At 57.9% G+C, this 19,616-nt stretch carries 19 protein-coding genes and 1 pseudogene; 7 read left to right on the top strand and 13 right to left on the bottom strand.

Features of this window, described 5'->3' with window-relative positions:
- Positions 1–408: 408 nt before the first annotated feature.
- The 7 genes and pseudogenes from A4A58_RS31460 to A4A58_RS09665 form a co-directional block, all read right to left on the bottom strand.
- Positions 409–597, bottom strand: a pseudogene (locus A4A58_RS31460) (SAM-dependent methyltransferase); the annotation flags it as partial.
- Position 598: 1 nt separating this feature from the next.
- Positions 599–1,597: a M23 family metallopeptidase gene (locus tag A4A58_RS31815; RefSeq protein ID WP_068731328.1), complete on the bottom strand. Its 999-nt coding sequence runs from the start codon at positions 1,595–1,597 to the stop codon at positions 599–601.
- A gap of 37 nt (positions 1,598–1,634) precedes the next feature.
- Positions 1,635–2,780 (bottom strand): helix-turn-helix transcriptional regulator, encoded by a 1,146-nt coding sequence (locus A4A58_RS30240; protein WP_139069820.1) that lies wholly within the window; start codon positions 2,778–2,780, stop codon positions 1,635–1,637.
- Positions 2,781–2,825: 45 nt separating this feature from the next.
- A complete protein-coding gene (locus tag A4A58_RS09680; RefSeq protein ID WP_068731325.1) occupies positions 2,826–4,172 on the bottom strand; it encodes an HlyD family type I secretion periplasmic adaptor subunit in 1,347 nt (448 codons plus the stop codon).
- A gap of 11 nt (positions 4,173–4,183) precedes the next feature.
- Positions 4,184–5,920: a type I secretion system permease/ATPase gene (locus A4A58_RS09675; protein WP_068731323.1), complete on the bottom strand. Its 1,737-nt coding sequence runs from the start codon at positions 5,918–5,920 to the stop codon at positions 4,184–4,186.
- Positions 5,921–5,983: 63 nt separating this feature from the next.
- A complete protein-coding gene (locus A4A58_RS09670; protein ID WP_081421792.1) occupies positions 5,984–7,393 on the bottom strand; it encodes a calcium-binding protein in 1,410 nt (469 codons plus the stop codon).
- A 928-nt stretch (positions 7,394–8,321) separates the two neighbouring features.
- Positions 8,322–9,383 carry a class I SAM-dependent methyltransferase gene (locus tag A4A58_RS09665; RefSeq protein ID WP_068731321.1) on the bottom strand — a complete coding sequence of 354 codons (1,062 nt, stop codon included), beginning with the start codon at positions 9,381–9,383 and terminating at the stop codon, positions 8,322–8,324.
- A gap of 212 nt (positions 9,384–9,595) precedes the next feature.
- Here A4A58_RS09665 and A4A58_RS09660 point away from each other — a divergent pair, with 212 nt between their 5' ends.
- Positions 9,596–10,495: an alpha/beta hydrolase gene (locus A4A58_RS09660; RefSeq protein WP_068731320.1), complete on the top strand. Its 900-nt coding sequence runs from the start codon at positions 9,596–9,598 to the stop codon at positions 10,493–10,495.
- Between the two features lie 289 nt (positions 10,496–10,784).
- On the opposite strand, the gene A4A58_RS09655 is transcribed toward A4A58_RS09660, so the two are convergent.
- Complete coding sequence (locus tag A4A58_RS09655) at positions 10,785–11,366, bottom strand: TetR/AcrR family transcriptional regulator (protein WP_068731319.1); 582 nt, start codon at positions 11,364–11,366, stop codon at positions 10,785–10,787.
- Positions 11,367–11,585: 219 nt separating this feature from the next.
- Between A4A58_RS09655 and A4A58_RS09650 the strand changes: the two genes are divergently transcribed.
- The gene (locus tag A4A58_RS09650) at positions 11,586–12,617 is read left to right on the top strand and encodes an alpha/beta fold hydrolase (RefSeq protein ID WP_244499714.1); all 1,032 of its coding nucleotides are present in this window, start codon (positions 11,586–11,588) and stop codon (positions 12,615–12,617) included.
- A gap of 146 nt (positions 12,618–12,763) precedes the next feature.
- On the opposite strand, the gene A4A58_RS09645 is transcribed toward A4A58_RS09650, so the two are convergent.
- The 4 genes from A4A58_RS09645 to A4A58_RS09630 all read right to left on the bottom strand — a co-directional run bounded on the left by A4A58_RS09645 (position 12,764) and on the right by A4A58_RS09630 (position 15,702).
- Positions 12,764–13,291: a hypothetical protein gene (locus tag A4A58_RS09645; protein WP_068731318.1), complete on the bottom strand. Its 528-nt coding sequence runs from the start codon at positions 13,289–13,291 to the stop codon at positions 12,764–12,766.
- Positions 13,292–13,416: 125 nt separating this feature from the next.
- Positions 13,417–13,911, bottom strand: a complete 495-nt coding sequence (locus A4A58_RS09640; RefSeq protein WP_068731393.1) for a DUF302 domain-containing protein — start codon at positions 13,909–13,911, stop codon at positions 13,417–13,419.
- 79 nt (positions 13,912–13,990) lie between these two features.
- Positions 13,991–14,848 carry an alpha/beta fold hydrolase gene (locus A4A58_RS09635; RefSeq protein WP_068731317.1) on the bottom strand — a complete coding sequence of 286 codons (858 nt, stop codon included), beginning with the start codon at positions 14,846–14,848 and terminating at the stop codon, positions 13,991–13,993.
- A gap of 83 nt (positions 14,849–14,931) precedes the next feature.
- Positions 14,932–15,702 carry an alpha/beta hydrolase gene (locus A4A58_RS09630; RefSeq protein WP_068731313.1) on the bottom strand — a complete coding sequence of 257 codons (771 nt, stop codon included), beginning with the start codon at positions 15,700–15,702 and terminating at the stop codon, positions 14,932–14,934.
- A 210-nt stretch (positions 15,703–15,912) separates the two neighbouring features.
- Here A4A58_RS09630 and A4A58_RS09625 point away from each other — a divergent pair, with 210 nt between their 5' ends.
- Positions 15,913–16,875, top strand: coding sequence for an AraC family transcriptional regulator (locus A4A58_RS09625; RefSeq protein WP_068731312.1), 963 nt, complete (start codon positions 15,913–15,915; stop codon positions 16,873–16,875).
- A 132-nt stretch (positions 16,876–17,007) separates the two neighbouring features.
- Here the strand turns inward: A4A58_RS09625 and A4A58_RS31450 are convergent, their stop codons facing one another.
- A complete protein-coding gene (locus A4A58_RS31450; RefSeq protein WP_068731311.1) occupies positions 17,008–17,193 on the bottom strand; it encodes a hypothetical protein in 186 nt (61 codons plus the stop codon).
- 62 nt (positions 17,194–17,255) lie between these two features.
- On the opposite strand from A4A58_RS31450, the gene A4A58_RS30235 reads away from it, so the two are divergent.
- Genes A4A58_RS30235 through A4A58_RS09605 form a run of 4 tightly spaced genes read left to right on the top strand, consistent with a single transcriptional unit; the run spans position 17,256 to position 19,554 of the window.
- On the top strand, positions 17,256–17,453 hold the full coding sequence (locus tag A4A58_RS30235; protein ID WP_139069819.1) for a hypothetical protein: 198 nt from the start codon (positions 17,256–17,258) through the stop codon (positions 17,451–17,453).
- 37 nt (positions 17,454–17,490) lie between these two features.
- Entirely contained in the window at positions 17,491–18,291 is an 801-nt protein-coding gene (locus A4A58_RS09615; RefSeq protein WP_068731310.1) for a FadR/GntR family transcriptional regulator, read from the top strand.
- Positions 18,281–18,778, top strand: a complete 498-nt coding sequence (locus A4A58_RS09610; protein WP_244499713.1) for a 2,4'-dihydroxyacetophenone dioxygenase family protein — start codon at positions 18,281–18,283, stop codon at positions 18,776–18,778. The genes A4A58_RS09615 and A4A58_RS09610 overlap by 11 nt, the downstream gene beginning before the upstream one ends.
- Positions 18,778–19,554, top strand: coding sequence for an SDR family NAD(P)-dependent oxidoreductase (locus tag A4A58_RS09605; RefSeq protein ID WP_244499712.1), 777 nt, complete (start codon positions 18,778–18,780; stop codon positions 19,552–19,554). Before A4A58_RS09610 ends, A4A58_RS09605 begins: the two co-directional genes overlap by 1 nt.
- Positions 19,555–19,616: the final 62 nt, after the last annotated feature.

The raw sequence follows: 19,616 nt of genomic DNA, 5'->3' as shown, positions 1-19,616 counted from the left end.
GACGCTCCATCGTGGCGATTTCTGTCCCCGGGACCGTTCTTCCGGGCAAAGGTGCAGACCTCCGCAGTCCGCTTATCCCGACGGTTTCCCGCCGTTCACCAATGCCACGTCCAGCCAGCATGAGTGGCAGACCCCCGTAGTGGGGCCGGACGGTGACCCAAGGCCTCCCGAGTGCGTGAGGGAACGTCTCCCTCCCGCCCGCAGGCGCCACATCCCGCCCCGCGCCAACAAGCGTCCCTGGCAACGCCCCTCAAAGTGGGACGGGATGAAAGAGAATATAATCTTTGACAGAATAGCGTCAAGGATTATTTTCAGAAACGTTCGGAGGCAGCCGCCAGACTTCAGCGACATATTCAATGTGGCAGCCGACGCGGCATCCGGGTCGCTCCACACCGTTGATCTGAAACATCAAGAGCGTACTTCGAAGATCATATTGAAAGGCGTCTCAGTCGCACGGCGGAAGCGCTTGAAACCTGCCTCAGTCGCGACCTGACGCAATTTGCTTTCACCTGCCTGGGCACCGAGCCCCAAGCCCACCTCCTGAGAGAGCGACGCAGGTGTACAAATGAATGTCGAGGCGTGATAGAAAATGGACCCGCTAACGCAAATCATGACGAAATACCTGGTTCAGCATCGGCGCGCCGTTACGCCCGACGATATATGTCGCGGAGTATACTCCGCCTGGCCAGGGTTCGGTGGACCGTTTTTTTCCGATGAAGAGAATCGTCTGGGCCTGATTTTGCGCAACTGCAACTGGACCCTTCTCGGCGATGATCCTGCCGTCTGGATCGCGCAGCGTCAGTGACTGATCGTCGCCCGTCTTCAAGCCAATTGTCCGAACATAAACGACGAGGGCTTCAGATTTCGTAGTTAGCTTGCGCTGAGAGACAGCGTCAACCTCGATCATATCGTTCGTGACTGCTTCAGTAGCGAATCCGAAGTTCAAGACTGCGCGCGGTGAATAGGTCAGACGAACCCGAGCATCATCCGTCCATTCACTTTCAGTATGATTGCCGCAAGCACCAGGTATCAAGCCGGTTCCAAAGGGATCGATGACCTTCCCTTCTCGCCGCACAATAAAGTGCAGATGCGGATACTCAGTTAGCCCCGACATGCCGACGGCACCGAGAACCTGGCCGGCGCGGACTGTATCTCCGGCTTTTACCAAGATGCTGTCTTTGGCCATATGGCAGTACTGGGTTTCGCGATCGCCGGAATGTCTGACAACAACGCCATTGCCGCATTCATTTCCTTTGGCTGCATCGCGCCTGTCACCTTTCACAGGGTTGTCCGCAAGGCCATCGCGAGTTCGCAGCACCGTGCCCTCGGCGGCTACGACGACGTGAACCGGATTCTGCCGTCCGCCATGTGACGTTAATCGAAAATCGACGCCGTTATGGCCGTCATAGGTCAATGTCCCGCACATGTAGTCCTTGGCCGAGGGACTATCGTCGATGTCTACGTAATTCTGGATGAAGCACGTGCGACCAATGTCGCACGATAACGGTATGATCAAATCTCCAGCAGTCGCCGCGTGCGATATTCCTACAACGAGGGGCAGCGCCAACAATATCCAAATCTGTTGCCGATGCGCCATCTGATCACGTCTGGATGCCCAGGGGAACTCCACGATCTTACATGGATGAAGATGTGGTGATGTAGGGTGCCCCGGGCTGTCGCAACTTGAACGGTGAGAATGTTCGACTATGCAGGACGAAAAATTCCGATTGGCGATTGATTCCAACTTTCAGCATGACGCGTTTGATGTAAGTCCGTACGGTTTCTTCCGTGAAACCAAGTTCCAATCCAATGGCGCGTGGACAGCGCCCGCGGAGAATACAGCGAACAATCCGCGCCTCCACCCAACTCAAGCCAAACGCGAGAGCAATGCGCTGGGCACCGGTCTCCTCATTGAATTGAGGAACGTAGATGAGAGCAAGATTGGGATCGGTATTTCCAGGGATTGAACCGATCACAGCAAACAAAAATCGCTGCTCCTCTTGCGAGATGAGCACGGTCGATCCTACGTTCTTTTGGTTTGGGTCCGGAATGATAGCGGCTCGAACAGCGTCCCTGAGCTGGGTGGTGATGAGAGGGGTCGATCCCGAGAGCGTGCCACGATCGAGAGTGATGACACCTTCGCCGACAAGTCGCCGAAACCCGCTGTTCATGCTCCGAACGACCAGATTTTCGTCAATGGTCAGGGCGGGTGACTCAATGTCATCCAGCCACATTTGATGAGACTGCAGTGTGGTTTTTGCCAGATCAGCGACCGCATCCCATAGGAGTTCGATCGCGCGCCTAGCGGTAGCGAATTCTGCATCAGGAATCTGCACCTGCCACCATCCCGCAATAAAGATGGCAGTATCTCCAGAGACCGTACATACGCGTCCAATGACCGAGTGGTGCCCGTAGACCGTGCGCGTTCCGATCAGCCGGCGTGCAAACCCGTTTGGCGACGCAGACGACTGATATATGAAATTGCCGTCTCCGTTGAAAGTCTCCGAGATAGATCTCGCCAACGCTTCCGATGCGGGACTGGGCGCGGGTAACCCAACTGAAGTCTGATCGAGTAGATCTCCTTCTGGAGACAAGAACGCCGCGTAGCAGCGTTTGCATTCGAGCAGTCGGGCTAAGGATCGCGCAAACCACAGGTTTTGCGGCGCACTGGAGTTGCGGCTGGGGCGGGCCAATGGATTCGCCGGAGTCGCTCGAAGCCTGAAGGCCAGTGAGCCGATGGTGTCAGAGCGGCCGTTTTCCTGTTGGTGTCCTTGCTGCATAAATGCCTCCCAAAGAATTTGTGTGTTCAATATTCCGCCAAGGCGTCAACTCTCCCGGAAGGCACGGTGGACGCGTAGGCGCAGCGGCTGAATTAAGTACTCCGCAAATGTTCTTATGCCTGTTTCAACAAAGACTTCGACCAGAAGGCCGGGCTTCAAAGTCGTGAGATGAGGTTCGACCTCCGGTGATCGCTGCAAATCAATTTCTGCCGTGTAGGATGTGACGCCGCTCTTCGTGTCAGTGAACGCATCCGCCGCGACAGCAGTCACCTGGCCTTCCAGCATGGGTCGGCGGCGAATGTTGAGGGCAATGATGCGGATACGAGCGTTCTGCCCCGCCATGACTTCCTCGCGATCCTGCGGCCGCAGGGATGCCTCGATGACGAGGCGATCCTCGATGGGTACGATCTCCATGAGTGTCTCTCGAGGCGCTAACACAGTGTTCAATTCCCTGCTGTTGAGGCGAACAACCCGTCCCGACTCCGGTGCGCGTAAATCAGTCCGCGCCAGTTGTTCACGCAATGCGCCAATCCGATGTCTGAGATCGCCGATCGATTCTCGCGTTGCGTGACTCTGTTTTGCGATATCCTGACTTTGGTTGAGACCCAGCTGTTTTCCACGATCGGCGAGTTCTGCGATTTTCCCGCGTGTTTCTGCTTGCTGGGTCAGATTGCGCGTGAGTTGGACCTGCATGTCCGCTTCCGCCCTCTTCAACGCAAGTACGCGTGGCTTTCGTGCGAGCCCTTTTTCCAATAGCGATGCTGTATCTCGTATTTCTTCCTGAAGAAACTGAAGTTGCTCTTGCAGGCTTGTCCTACTGTTTTCGAGGCCACGGGCCGTTTCCATGAGTTGTCGGGTCTGCTGATCGATCAATTTCCGCTCGCCGATCAATGCACTTGATCGCGTCGCGAACTCCGTCTCCTGGGTCTGAATTGCCGTCTTTGCTTCGGGGCGAGGAGAATTCCGTAATTCGTCAGGAAATGAAATAGCGGTGGACTGCATTTGTTCAGCGAGTAACCGTGCATCCAGCGAGAGATCAGCAAACAATTTTGTCTCTAATACGCCAAGGCTTCCCTCAACTTGAGTCGTATCGAGTTTTGCAACGATCTGCCCGGCCTCGACTTGCTCGTTCTCGCGGACATAAATGGTCTTCAATATCCCACCGTCGAAATGTTGCACCGCCTTCCGCTTGGATTGGACCTTTATGATACCGGGAGCGATGACGGCGCTGCGCAGCGGGACGAATGTAGCCCAAAGGCCGAATCCGCCGAATTGAATCGCTAAAAGGAAGGCTCCCCATTTTATGAGTCGTCGGGCATCGGACCTAGGTTTCTCCAGGATTTCGTGGCTGCTCGTTGGACCGAGTAAGAGTTCGTGGACGTGAGTTGTCACAATTCCTGCTCCTAGCCAGATAGCAGTTGCGGGCGGTCGGGCTGACGCGGACCCCGGCGTGAAGGGAGCCCCGCTGTGTTGCTGGGTAGAACTTCCGAAACGGGACCGAAGGCGACCTGCGTGCCGTCGCGGAGCAGCAATACGTGATCCGCAATCGTCAGGAGGCGTGGCCGGTGGGTCACGATCAGGAAGGTTGCGCCCTGCGATCGTGCGCTCAATATCGCAGCGCACAGTGCTGCCTCGCCATCGGGATCGAGATTTGCGTTGGGCTCGTCGAGCAGTATCAGTTTACGGTTGCCAAAGAAGGCGCGTGCCAGGCCGATGCGCTGTCGCTGGCCACCAGAGAGGCGATGACCGTCGCGACCGATCTGCGTTTGATACCCGGCCGGCAGTGCCAGAATCATCTGGTGCGCGCCAGCCAGAGTTGCCGCCATGACGATATCTTCGTCGCGCGGACTGTCCTCAAATCCCGAGATCGCTTCCGCAACAGTACCGGCGAGTAATTCGACATCCTGAGGAAGATAGCCGATGTAGCTTCCGAGCTGATCGGGGTGCCAGCTCTCCAGCAACGCATTGTCGAGCCGGATTTCACCGACGCTGGGCTTCTCCAAGGCGGCCGCTATCCGCAAGAGAGTGGACTTGCCCGCGCCGGTCGGACCAACGACCACGACGATCTCGCGGGGCCTGCATCGGAAGGCAATACCTCTCAGGATCGAACGTCTCGCCTGCGGATTGGTGAAGCCGACACCATTGAGTTCCAGTAAGCCATTTGGGGGGGTGAGGCGGGTCCGATGAGGTTGCTTCAATACCCATGTCGCCGCGGCGCTGACGCGCTTCCATGCCTCCTGCGCCGCGGTCACCCCGCGCCAGGCAGAGATAAGGCTCTCCATCGGTTGCAGGGTTCGGCTGACCATGATCGAGCTCGCGATCAGGCTGCCGGCGAGGACCTCATTTTGCAGTACCAGCCAGGCACCACATCCGATAGATAGAACTTGCAGGGTAGATCTCACCATGCGTGCCGCCGATGCGATCGCGGCAACCCGTTCGCTGGCGCGAACGACAGGAGATAATGCCTCATCATTGGCGCGCATGAAGGCGCGGATGGCGCCTCCGGTCCAGCCCATGGCCCTGATGAAGTTGCCGTGTCGTACGATGCCATCCATTAGCGTCTGACAACGTGCGGCTGCACCGCTCGCTTCATTGACCTCGGCCCGGGCAATACAGCTACTTACATATCCCATGATCGACAGAACGACCGCGCCAGTCAGCGCAATCGTGCCGTAGTAGGGATGAATGAGAAACAGGATCAGTATGAAGACGGGAAGAAACGGTGCGTCGACCAACGTAATGACGGCGCCGCCCGAAAAGAAGTTCCGTAGCTCCCGAACTTTCACCAAGTCATGCGTCGAGCCTTCGCGGCGTCGCGCCGGATCGGCAATGGTTGCCTCCAGGATGAGCGGTGCGATGCGCTGTTCAAATGTGACGGCGAACCGGCTGAGCAATCGAAATCGAATGACGTCGAAGAAGGCGCTGAAGATCAACGCCGCAATTCCGAGGGACGTCAGGCCGATGAGAGTTTCGATGCTTCCGCTGCTGATGACCCGGTCGAAGATCTCGATGGAGTAGAAGGGTAACACAAGCAGAAGGATGTTGGCCGACACGCTGAAGACGACGACCCACACGAGCGTGCTTCGCCCTGGAACGGCGCTGACAACAGATTCTGCTCGGGCCGAGTGAGCCAGACGCATAGTGCACTGCCTAATTGCGCAGAATGCGTAGGGCGGCAATGTGCCGCCCTACGTCGTCAATGATCAGACAACTTCGATGGCGGTGTAACCCGCTGCGTTATTTATGTCCTCGATCGATGCATAGGGGGTTCCTCCGCCCGTAATGCCATCGAGAGTGATGGTTCCGAAGCCGAAATCCAGCGTGGTATTGGTACCATCGTCGTCGACGGCCACCGTTGTCGGGTCATAGCCAGGCGCCGCATCGATGCTGATGGTGTCACCGTCAGCAAAACTGAGATCGGTAACTTCGTCATCACCGAAGTCCGCGCCCGTACCATCGCCAGCGTTGATCGCGTCGGTTCCGGCGCCTCCTGTAAGCACGTCATCACCGATACCGCCGTTCATCACGTCAGCGCCGTTACCGCCGCTCAGCTCATCATCGCCCGCTGCGCCGTTGAGCGTGTCATTTCCTGCACCGCCGGCCAGCGTATCGTCACCGTCGCCGCCTTCAAGCGCATCCGCTCCACCGCCGCCGGCAAGCGTATCGTCGCCTGCATCGCCGTTTAACGTATCGACGCCGGTGCCACCGGACAGTTCGTCTGCCCCGTCGCCGCCGTTAGCGACGTCATCGCCAGCGCTGCCTTCGATTGTGTCGTCACCGGCGTCACCTGCCAGCAGGTCGTTACCCGCACCGCCATCCATGACGTCGTCGCCCGCTCCACCATTGAGTGTGTCGTTTCCGGCGTCGCCGTTCATGATATCGTTCCCGGCATCGCCATTGAGGGTGTCGATACCATCGCCTCCGTTCATGGTGTCGTTACCGGCACCGCCATTCAGTGTGTCATCACCGAGGCCGCCATTCACCGTATCATCACCCAGGCCGCCACTGGCGGTATCATTGCCGTCGCCGCCTTCCAGCGTGTCATTGCCGAGCCCGCCGGTCAGGGTATCGTCGCCGGCATCGCCATTGATGGTATCAGCGCCCACCCCGCCTGACAGAGCGTCAGCACCATCACCACCATTCAATGTGTCATCGCCAGCAGCGCCTGCGAGTGTATCATCGCCTGCGCCCCCCGAGAGGACGTCATTTCCAGCACCGCCGTCGACGTTGTCATTTCCGTCGCCGCCATCGATCGTATCCGCCCCCGCGTTGCCGGAGAGATCATCATTCCCCGATCCGCCATTGATCGTATCGTCCCCCGCGTCGCCGCTAGCCGTATCATCTCCAGCGCCACCGTCGATCGTATCGATGCCAGCGCCGCCACTGATCTGGTCGTTTCCATCTCCTCCGAGAATGGAGTCGTCTCCCGCGTTGCCGTTCAAGGTGTCGTTGTCGACGCCACCATCGATCGAGTCGTTACCGGCTCCACCGTTGATCGTGTCATCACCGCCGAGGCCCGAGAGAGTGTCATTACCCGGGAGCCCATTGATCGTATCCGCAACTGGGGTGCCGTCCAGAATGTCGTTACCTGGTGTACCATTGATCAGTGCCATGATTGCCACTCCATGATGATGTCGCGCTTCTAACGCGACTACGCTTCGCGCTGAACAGAGATGCATGAACCTAGCTACCCCCTCGACAACCGGAGATCGCTGACACCGAGCGTGTCGATCGAGCGAATTTTGCGCAATCCCCATGTGGGGACAAAATGCAGCGCGTGATATGGAAAGCTATTGCGTAAATGTTCGCTCAGGATTCATCTGAAGGACAGCCCTGCTGCCGTAATATTCAAGTTCGACAATAATGCTCTGAGGCCATGATTAAGCGCGTCGAGCGTGCAATCTGAAGATGAAGGGCAGAGCAGAACTCTAACTATACGGTATTCTTACGGATTGCAGAGTGCTCTCGCGCGTGGCTCGTGACGACTGCTCCATCTAGCCGAGTGCCTTCGTCTACTTCAGCCATACTCGCGTTAATCGTCTCAATAGGTCTTGCAGAAAGGAAGGATGACGCGAAGCTCATGTGCATGAAACTGGCTTAACGCCAACAATGTGCAACGCCCATCCCAAGTATATTGCCGAATCCTGGAATCGATCTATCCTACGAGTGTCACATGTAATCGGCATCGTGTCGCACATCGACGAGCCGCTCGACCGCAACATCGGTGCCGGGTATCCAATTAGTCGATTTGAAGCCGCTCACGCATGCGGTAATCCTTTGCGACATTAAGATAGCTCACGTCCGCTTCTGGTGCCAAACCGACAATCGGTAACGGACGATGTCGGCCGCTTGCCATGAGCGAGACAAGATCTTTGTGGCGGTCAGCTTACTCAGAACTACACTTTCGAGAGGTTTTTGCAGCGGCTCCTTTCGTATCTGTAGCGGTCTTGTCGTCAGGTGACATCAGTCCGAAGCGATGCAACCCCTAGAAGCTGCATTTCCCGCGGCATCCGGGTCGCTCCGCACCGATGATCTGAGAGATCAAGCGCGTACTTCGAAGATCATATTGAAAGGCGTCTCAGTCGCGCGGCGGAAGCGCTTGAATCCTGCCTCAGTCGCGACCTGACGCAATTTACTTTCACCTGCCTGGGCACCGAGCCCCAAGCCCACCTCCTGAGAGAGCGACGCAGGTGTACAAATGAATGTCGAGGCGTGATAGAAAATGGACCCGATCGGGTTGAGATTGTCCTTGAGATTGTCATGAGCAAATGGCTCGACGATCATCCACGACCCGTCTTTGGCCAGTGTTTCCTTGACATGCTTGCCCGCACCAACGGGGTCGCCCATGTCATGCAGGCAATCGAAGAAAGCGACTAGATCGTAGTCTTTTGCCGGAAAATCCTTGGCACTGGCCTGCGCGAATTCAATTCGGTCTCCGACCCCCGCTTCCTGGGCCAGGACCTTCGCGCGATCGATCGAAGGTTTGTGGTAATCAAACCCGAAGAACCTGGATTTGGGGTACGCCTGCGCCATCACGATGGTAGAGGCGCCGTGGCCGCATCCGACATCCGCCACCTTGGCGCCAGCTTTCAGTTTGGCTTCGACGCCTTCGAGCGTCGGAATCCAGTTCGAAACCAGATTGGCGTTATAGCCCGGCCTGAAGAAGCGTTCGGTGCCCGAAAAAAGGCACTTCGAATGCTCATGCCAGCCAACGCCCTTTCCTGTTCGAAATGCTTCGGCGACCTTGGGTTCGTCGAGATAGGTGGACTGTACGACATCGAATGCACCGGCGAAGAAAGCTGGCGACCCCTCCTCGGCGAACGCCATCGCTTGTTCGGCCGAGAGCGAGAACGCGTTTTTTTCAGGGTGATAATCGATGTAACCAGAGGCGGCCTGGCCGGAGAGCCACTCGCGGACATAACGCTCATGCAGGCCGGTCTTCTTGGCAAGCTCCGAAGGCGTGAAGATATCTCCATCCGCCATTGCCTTGTAGAGGCCGAGACGATCGCCGAGCAGTATACTGGCACCGCCGAGTGAAATGCCGAGGTCGTTGACCAGCTTTCCTACGAGTGCGTTCAGCTTTTCAAGATTTGGTTCACGCATTGCAGCATCCTCCACTTTGTGAAGAACAGCCCTCGTTCTAGTTAAGCACGACTGGCGAATTACAAGTGGGAGCCGAGCGCCAATCGATGTCAGATTCAGGATTATGCGGGATTGTCCGCTGCTGGCGCAATACCTGTGTTCCCTCTAGACTTGCTTCTGCGAAGTTTTGAAATTGCCGCTCAATTTTCACGAGTTTTCGGGGGAAATTATCCTTGGCCGAAAGTGGGATTGCGAATATTCGCGCAGTACTGTTGTCAAAGCCCCGCCCGGTCGGGTGGGATCAACGCCGGCAGCGACTTGATGAAGTCGGGTCGATCTGGCCGGTGGCCGACGATGTCGAGTTGCGGACTGTCGATTGCGGCAATGTCGCGGGGGAATGGTCCTTCTCACCGGGGGCAGATACGACGCGCGTGCTTCTGTATTTTCATGGAGGCGGTTTTTGTTCGGGATCAATCCTCAGTCATCGACGCCTCGTGACAGAGGCGGGGCGGGCTGCTGGCATAAGCACCCTGGCGATGGACTATCGGCTCGCGCCGGAAAATCCGTTTCCTGCCGCTCACGACGACGCGATGAGCGCTTGGCGATATCTGCGCCAGCAGGGCATAGACGCCAGCGATATAGTAGTTGGCGGTGACAGCGCTGGCGGCAATCTCACAATTACCCTAATCAACGCCTTGCGCAGAGCCAACGAAGAGTCGCCGGCATGCGCTTGGCTTATTTCGCCCTGGACCGATCTTTCAATGTCCGGGACGACGCTACAAAGCAAGGATCAGATCGATCCGATCATCCACCGTGGCTACCTCGAGGAACTGGCTGACGCCTTTGCTCCGGCATCGCTCGACCGCAGGAGCCCGTTTCTGTCTCCGCTGTTCTCGAACCTCAGAGGATTTCCACCAACACTCATTCAGGTCGGGTCAGCCGAAACTTTGCTCGCAGACTCGACGCGTTTCGCGGAGGCTGCCGCGATAGCCGACGTCGCAACGACGTTGGAGGTATGGCCCGACATGATCCATGCATGGCCTCTGTGGAATGGCGGTCTTACAGACGCAAGGTTGGCGCTCAGGTCAGCTGGACAATTCATCAAGCATCAATTGTTTGATCTAGTTCCGTAGGGGCTGCGCAAGGATTGCGACCCAGTCGTCTGCGTTCGTAAATATCGGGGTACGATAACGACCGGCAACAAAGCCGTCCGCCTTTGGCGCAAAGCGGTCAATCGATCATATTGACACCGTGTGGCGGACGAGATCGCGCCCCGCTGAATTCGTCTGAAATGACCCGAAGCTGACATCGTCGCCATCGAGAGGAGGCGTTAGGGGCGGCCGGTGACAGCAATTGCAGCGACAAGACGGTCGAGGATCGCAGCTACTATCCGCGCCGCCGGGCGCTAACACTGATCCTGGATCACCCTTTGCGGGCAGCCCACCCCTGGACGCTAACATCCGCCAGAGCCTTGAATATCGCCGGCGTGCGTTCCAGGCGAGCGATTGTTCGCGCGCCTTCGACAGCGGCTACCAATGCCGCTGCGGTAGAAGATGCGCGCGCGGAAGCGAAACCGCACCCCCTAAAATGCTCCGCAACAATCTCGGTCGAATCAACAAATCCGCGCGCTACCCGTTTGGTCAGCTCAGCGTCGAGCGCAGGCAGCTCATTCGCCAGATTTTGCATCAGACATCCATACTGGAAATCAGAGGCGACCATTTCGGCGGCGAATGTGCCGAAAAGCCGATGAACGAAATTCAGAGCATCTCCCGCTGTATTCGCCGAGATATCCCGCAATACAGCAATTCGCCTCGCAACGTAGTGATCGATTGCTTCTTCGGCGAGCTGTGCCTTGCCGCGCGGAAAGTGAAAATAGAACGATCCCTTAGGCGAGCCGCTTTCTTGAATGATCTGGTTCAATCCGGTCGCAGTGTAGCCTTGGATGCGAAACAGTCGCTCGGCAGTGGCAATCGCGCGATCGCGGGCGTCGGTCTTACGGGGCATCCGTCAGCATACCACGCCTCGCTTGACACATCTATGGTGATCGCCATACTATGGCAATCACCATAGTAAATATGTCCCGCCATATCACCGTTATCAAATCGCAATCCAGAAGTTGCACGCGGGCATATGCAAATCCCTCAGATTGCTGCGCAGGAAATACTCAAATGAGTTCGAGGAACTTCGATTTCGGCAACTGTTCTAGCGAACGGGATCACTGAGATGGCCTCCAGAATCCGCTCAATGTTGCTTTTAGGAGCCGCCATGTTCACTGCGATGTTCACTCAGGTTGCTTCCGGGGAGACTTCAGACGAGGCCGTCTGGCACAATAAAATCCCGGCCGCTTTGAGCGAGCCTGCCGTTGATATCGATAAGGATCCGAACCTTCTGCACAAGTATGCGGACAATGCGGGAACGAAAATCCACTACGTCACAATGGGATCCAATCAAAAGCCGCTGATGGTGTTCGTGCACGGATTTCCGGACTTTTGGTATTCTTGGCGAAATCAGATCCAGATATTTTCAGCAAACTATCAGGTGGTCGCTCTTGATCTGCGCGGGTACGATTTGAGCGATCGGCCAGAAGGCGTCGAGAACTACAAGTTTTCGGTTCTCCTCGATGACATCCGCGCCGTGATCAACGCAGAGAGAAACGGTCGCAAGGTCATCCTGATTGGGCACGACTGGGGTGCCGCCTTGTCATGGCTATTCACCGGGCAAAATCCGGATCTGGTCGAAAGACTTGTCGTCCTCAGCGTTCCTCATCCTGGCGCCATCACCAAGGAACTGCTCCCCTGGAATCATCCTATCGCGCAGACGAGGGCCAGCGCTTACGCCACACGGTTCTTCGCTCGAGGCAAGGGCGACAATCTGACTGCGGAAGATTTGGCATACTGGGTTGTAAATCCAGAGGTTAAGCGTCGTTATATTGAGGCTTTCTCAAAATCGTCCATCTTGTCCATAATGGCCTATTACAAAGCCAACTACAGTCTCTCTCAGTTAGCGCTTAACCTCTTCGATCCGACCATGAAGAAAATCTACGGTGCCGTGATCAAATGCCCGGTGTTGCATGTGCACGGAATCGAAGAGAGCCATGCTTTACTGAGCACTCTTGATCTCGAAAAGTCATGGATGGAAAACCCCGACAATCTCACGGTCAAAATCGTTCCTGGAGTTGGCCACTTCATTCAGCATGAAGTGCCCGACTATCTTAACGAGACGATTTCCTCCTGGTTAAAAGATTCAGCGAGTTAAGCCCGGTATCGCGGTGGTGGACGGTCGATGGCCGCTTATGGCGCAAAGCAGACGCTCAAGCTCTAGGATGTTTGCCGCAAATATCCGAAGGCTGGCTCCCGACCTGAACTCCTCGGCGAGATGTCGCTTAACAGATGCCTGGGGTCCTAGCCCTTCGCAGCGGGCGTCGGCGGCACCGGCAGAATGATTTCGGAAGCGACCTTCCAGTCCTTCCCGACGCGAAGCCAATTGATGATCATCAGAAACGGCCTTGCTGTCCCATCCTGTCCCGCATATGAGACCGTGATGTTCATCGGCACATAGGACTCTGCTACGTCGCGCGTTAGGCTGACAATCTTGAGCTTCGAATAATCTGGCTCGAGCACGACCGGACCGGAGCTACCGATGTCATGCAGCTTTTGATCAATAGCTTCGTTGCCCCAAAAGCCGGCCCAGTTCCCCTCGGACGGGATCGCGCTCTTCGCCACCAACAGGGTCGACGGCGATTGCCAGAACATCTCGTGCAGAGCCTTGAAATCGTGGTTGTTGGCCAATTCCATGAGCCTGCCAAACTGCGATTTGATGGTGTCAAGGGTCGCGGCATCCAGCGGCTCAGCACTGGCGGCAGGAGCAGCCGTGACAGCCATCGTCGAAAGAGCCGTCGCGATGAGGAGGGCAAGAGGTTTCTTGTACATGTCGGAATGCTCTTCCTGGTTTAATGGCCATTCGTCTCGCTCGCGTCACGAAGTTGCGTTCTCGCGTTGCGCGATTGCCGCTTTGAGACGCTCACTTCCACCGACCGAAACGTCATCGGGAAGTTTTAGTTTGCACATTCGCGCAGCAAGGTCGTGATTTTCGCATCGAGGTTGCGCGCGACGGCGAGTGCTTCTGCGCTGCCATATGGCAAGAGATAGCTCTCCATTCTGTCATAGGAGAGATGCACGCCATCGGAACGTTCATCAATGAGGATTGTAACTGGAGCGTACGATCCAGCATCAGGTACGTATTTGACCATTTCTTTCATGATGAGTGGATTTCCCACCAAAAACCGCATGCTGTTAGGCATCTTTGAACCGGTTTCACGACGCAGAACCGCGCCCAAGTCGAATTCAGCGAAAAGCATAAAGCCCGTGCGGCCGAGCCCGCTTTGCACAACGCGCTCCAACTCCGGGAAGGAATTTGCCGCCCTCGACGCCTTGAAAAATTCGACTATGTCGGGCTGCCCGACAGCCGACTTGAGCGCGGCCACAACGGCATCGAATGGCTTTAAGCTCGTAAGGCTGAAACGTTCGACCTCGACTTTCTCTATTTTCATTTTATCCTCCGAAATAACTCTCATGGATAAAGTGCGTATGATCGCGTCGACCTCTCGCCAGCGATCATGCGGCCGCCGGTTACGCGTTCAGGAAAGTCCGGACGTGACTGACGAAAATCTCGTTGTGCTGAAACAGAGCGCCGTGGCCTGAATCGGGATAGAGGACCAGCTGCGCGTTGCTGAGTTCTTTGAACATTGCGTAGGCATTGTTTGCTGGAAGCATGGTGTCGTGGCTACCGCTGACCACAAGAGTGGGCTGGCGGATGGCGCGCAGCATGGCGTGCTCGGGATCAGGTGTGGCGCACCAAGTGAGCAGCGCCTTGGCCTGCGGATCGGTGACCGCGCTGCCGTTGTCGGTGTCCCTATCGTCCTTACGCACCTGCGTCCGCTTCAGGAACGCCAGGCCGGACGATTGGCTGGCGGACGACTTCGTGAAGAACAGCGGCAGGCGGGGATCCGGTGCATCGGTTTGGGAAAACGCTTCTTGGAGAACCGCTAACAAATGTTCCTCTCCGCCTTTGGGCGCGGTGCCGACGAGGATGAGCTTGCGGACCAAACGTCCGTGCTCGGCAGCGATCTGCTGGGCGATGCATCCGCCGAGGGAAAAGCCCAGCAGGTCGACTTCGGAGAAGCCAAGCGCGTTGATGAAGGCGACCGCGTCCCGTGCCATCGCCGCGACATTGTCGGGCGTTTGACCGCTCGAGCGACCGACCCCGGCGTTGTTGAAGGCGATCACAGGGCGATCAGCGGCGAGGGCGTTGACGACGGCGGGATCCCACGCATCGATGTTGCCCGAGAAGTGCTGCAGAAGAACCAGCGGCGTTCCGGTCGATGGGCCGAGGCGGCGATAGGCGAAGCGGATTCCGCGACCTTCGATGTAACGTGTGGGTGCCGTTTCAAGCGTGGCGTCCTCACTCGTGATGTCGAGTGCAGTCATGTCATTCTCCGGATGTCTGGTATGAAGTAATCGAGTGGGGGACCTGTGGAGCGCTCCCGGTACGAATGCCGGGAGCGGTCGTGTCACTTCACCAGCGCGGCCTTTTCAATCACCGCCGCGACTTCCTTCGCATGAACAACGAGCGAAGCATGACTGCCGGCGACTTCCGTCGTCTGAGCCTTCATCTTGCCGGCGAAAAACTTCTGGGCCTCGGGTGCGATCACCTTGTCCTTGGTGCTGATCACATAGAACGTCGGCTTGTCGCGCCAGGCTGCAATGTCGACGGGCGCCTCGAATGCAACGTGATTCAACGGAAGCTGCGAGTTAGCCAGGTGCACGGCGATCTCCGGGGGAAGGTCAGCCGCGACCGCCGAAGGAAACACCTTGGGGTCGATGTAAAGGTTGCCCTTGTCGTCGGGATGAATCGCCGCACCACCTTCGGTCGCAGGACCGCTCTTGGCGAGGGCCGCGAGAGATTGTCCCACGTCGGGCGCGAAAGCGGAGACGTAGACGAGTGCCGAAACCTTGGGATCGTTACCGGCTTGCGTGATGACCACGCCGCCCCAGGAGTGGCCGACGAGAACGGTCTTGCCGTCCTGCTTCGCCAGGGCCTGTTTGGTGGCGTCGACGTCAGCGGCAAGGGAGGTGAGCGGATTTTCGACGAGCGTGACGTTGTAGCCCTTCTTGGTAAGGATGTCGGCAACGGGCTGCCAACTCGTCTGGTCGACGAAAGCGCCATGGACGAGCACGATATTGTGAGCAGCCCCTTTGGGTAGCTCAGCCGATTGGCCTGGGGCGGCAAATGCCGCACCGACCATAATGACGGCGGCGGTTGAAAGGAGAAGATTTCGCATTAGTAGCTCCTGTTGGATAACGGACGACGCGAGGTCGGGGACGCGCACGCGCTTAAGCAAGCTCGCGGTCGTCCATCTGCCGCTCTGGGTATGGATGACCGCACGATGCGTCCGCGCGCTTGGCAGGACCTAATATGAAGATATCTCGGACGGTAGAGCTCAATCGTCCAAGTATTGCGTCGGATCGTCCGCGGAATTACTATTGCCGCTATGGACATCCTCGCCGAAGTACTCGACCGCGTTCGTCTCGGTGGGACTTTGCTGTTCCACTTCGAGCTCGGCCATCCCTGGAATCTGGCGTTGCCGCAACGCCCGTACGCCATGTTCCACTATCTCAGTCGTGGCTCAGCGACCCTCGCGCTCGAACAGGGACAAGAGCTTCACATGGCCGCGGGCGACTGTGTCGTCATCTCACGGGGCGAGCCACATGTGATTTATTCGGATCGCCGGACGGCGCCATTTTCGGTTCTCGACTTCGATCGATCGGCCGCGGATCGTGGCGTCGTTCGTCACGGCGGCAACGCGCAGCCGCATGCGACGATGATCTGCGGCAAGTTCACCGTGGCGCGGCCCTTACGCGGCAGCGTGCTGGACTTACTCCCGCCCGTGCTTCTCCTGAAGCCCACGGAGGATGGCGCGTGGCTCGAGGCGATTCTGCGACGCATGGTGAGCGAGTCGGCGAGTGAGCGCCCCGGCCAGGGCGTCGCGCTGTCGCGGCTGACAGAAGTGCTCTTCGTCGAGGTTCTGCGAAACTGGATTAAGTCGCTTGGTCCCGGAGAAGGCGGGTGGCTGGGCGCGATGGCGGACCCGCACATCGGACCGGCACTTCGGTTGATCCACGAACGACCGGATCGGCCCTGGACTCTTGATGACCTCGGGCAGCGGGTTGGGCTAGGTCGCTCGGCGTTTTCGGCGCGCTTCACCAAGCTCGTCGGCCAGTCCATGTACAGTTATCTGATCGCGCGCCGGATGTCGGAGGCTGCATTCTTGCTTGAAACAAGCGACGAGGCGATCGCACGGATTGCGACCTGTGTCGGCTATGAGACGACTGCCGCGTTTTCGAAGCTCTTCCATCGACATCACGGCCTATCGCCTGGCCGTTACCGAGCAACATTGCGCTCTGACGGCGACCGAAGGCAAGAGAACGTCCTGGAAGCAGAAGTCACCGATTGACAGCTATACTTCTTACAGACGATCGCTGGCGCTGCGATGAGCCGAACGGTCCATTTGGTCGCAGACGCATCCATTACGATTGACTTGACCGATCCCGTGAGCGTCTGGCCATTTCAAAGCGGCGTCGCAACCTCAACTCTGATGCGGGCCCTGCATAATCTTCATGGCATCCTTCACGTGGCGCCACTCGTTGGCTTCTTCCACCTGACCTTTGCGCTCGCATGTCAGTGCATTCTGAGCGGCATGAGCGATGGCCGCGCCGCCGTGCCGATCAAGCATCTGTCGGGCAATGGTGTGGACTTGAGTTTCGGACATCATTTTCTTTCTCCTGATTTTTCCGAGCCAAAGCAAGCTGGCTCTGCTGGAACTGAAGCAGCCCGGTGTCTCTGAAAACGGCGGAACAGCCAATCTCGTTCCCCGAAAAAACAATTGGCCGCGCGCTGCATGAGCCGACCATCTGTCGCGGCCGCTTTGCCATGAATTTCAAACTTGAATTGCGATCGGGCAAAGCATTGTGCACCGCAAATCAATCATCCGATGTTAAACATCGGATGATTGCATTCGCTTTGAAAACGTGAGATAGGCCACTGAGCAAACAAGCGGGGAAGAACACTCGTGGCACGAAGTCCTACGAAATCGCTGGAGCGGGGAAGCAAGCCAGGCCGTATCAATTCGGTCTTGACCACGCTCGGCTGCGAAATCGCGCAGGATATTATCCCGATTGGCGCGACCCTCCCCCCCGAGCCGGAACTGGAGGCGCGCTTCGGTGTCGGGCGCGGCGTCATCCGGGAAGCGATCAAGACCCTTGCTGCGAAAGGAATGGTCAGCGTGCGTCCGCGTTACGGTACGCACGTCTTGCCGCGCCGCGACTGGAGCCTGCTCGATCGCGATGTGCTGGGATGGCTGGTCGGCGGCGGCGAACCGGACCGCGATCTTCTGATGGCGATTCAGGAAGTCCGACTGATCATCGAGCCGGCAGCAGCGGCGCTCGCGGCAACGCGGAGCACCAAGCAGGACAGGTTGCGCATCGAGGCCGCACTGGTCGGTATGGAAACCTCGCACGATCAGGAAAGCGCCATCAAGGCGGACAAGGCATTCCACCTCGCCATTCTCGATGCGACGCATAACCCTGTGTTGCAGGGTTTTCGCGGCGCCATCGATACCATTCTGAGCGCGGTGTTTCTTGTTGCGGTCGGCAGCCCCGGCTGGTTCGAAGACAATCTGCCAAACCACGCGGCCGCCGCGCGCGCGATCGCCGCGGGCGATGCAAAGAAGGCCAAGACCGCCATGGAACAGGTGCTCGGCTACACGCAATTCAAACTCTCGAAGCGTCGCGCGACTGCGTCGCCTGAAGGCATAACGCGGGTCTCAACCGCGACGACGAAAAAAACAAAGAGGAAGCCCCATGTATCGTGACATGATCGGATCGACGCACGTTCTTGCATCGCCGGAAATCGCCGTCGTCGCCATTCCCGAGGACGAGCGCATCTGGGTGCCGCAGGCGCCGGACGTCTGGTTTCGTCCGCTGATGCTGAACACACGACAGGGGCAGTGGTGCAATCTGCTGCGCGTGCGACGCGCCGGCGTATTATCGCGGCATCTGCATCCCAATCCGGTGCACGGCTTCGTGTTGCGCGGCAAGTGGTTCTACCGCGAACACCAGTGGGTGGCGACGGAAGGTTCCTACGTGTTCGAGCCTCCGGGTGAGATCCACACGCTGGTCGTCCCAGAGGACGTTTCCGAGATGATCACCTTCTTCAACATCCAAGGATCGATGCTGTATCTCGATGAGAACAACAAGCACGTCGGCTATGAGGACGTCTTCACCAAGATCGATATGTGCCGCGCCCACTACGAGTCCGTCGGCCTTGGCCGTGACTACGTCGACCAGTTCGTGCGCTGATGGCAGACGGTGCCAACATGATCGAGGAGAATCCGTCGGCCGCATGGGCGTCGATCTGGTATGCGGGAAAACGCGTGCTGGTGACGGGCGGAACGTCAGGGATCGGCGCGGGCCTCGCGCGCGGCTTCGTTGAGGCCGGCGCGGAGGTCATCGCGACCGGCGTGAATACAGCGGAGATCGAGCGGGCACGTTCGGATTCGGTGTTGCGCGAGGCTCAGGCGCATCAGCTCGACGTCCGCGACGACAGCGCGATCAAGTCCCTTGTCGGGTCGCTCGGCGAACTCGATGTGATAGTCAATTGCGCCGGCGTCATCCGTCGCGGCGAAGAACTCGACCCCGCGGTCTTCCAGTCGGTGGTCGATATCAATCTCAACGGCACCATGCGGATGTGCGCCGCCGCGCGGCCACTGCTGGCACGTTCCAAGGGCGCGATCGTCAATCTGGCATCCATGTTGTCGTTCTTCGGCGGCGGCCTCGTTCCCGGTTATGCCGCCAGCAAAGGCGGTATTGCACAACTGACGAAATCGCTGGCGATCGCCTATGCGAATGACGGCATTCGCGTCAACGCGATCGCGCCAGGCTGGATCGCCACGCCGCTGACGACCGATCTGCAGGCCAGCCCGGAACGTAGCCAGGTCATTCTGGGGCGCACACCCTTGGGCCGTTGGGGCAAATCATCGGACCTTCTGGGTGGCGTGCTCTATCTGTGTTCGCCGACGGCGTCTTTCGTGACGGGGACGATCCTCGTCATCGACGGCGGATACGCCGTGACGTGACCAGGACGGCGGCGAAGTGCCGCCGTTCGCAGACGAGATTTGAGTACTAAACTGCGTAGCCG

Origin of the sequence: Tardiphaga robiniae, assembly GCF_001618955.1 — a bacterium.
In the GTDB taxonomy this organism is placed as follows: domain Bacteria; phylum Pseudomonadota; class Alphaproteobacteria; order Rhizobiales; family Xanthobacteraceae; genus Tardiphaga; species Tardiphaga robiniae_A.
Note: the sequence above shows the minus strand (reverse complement) of the source record. Positions and strands in the feature narration are given on the sequence as shown.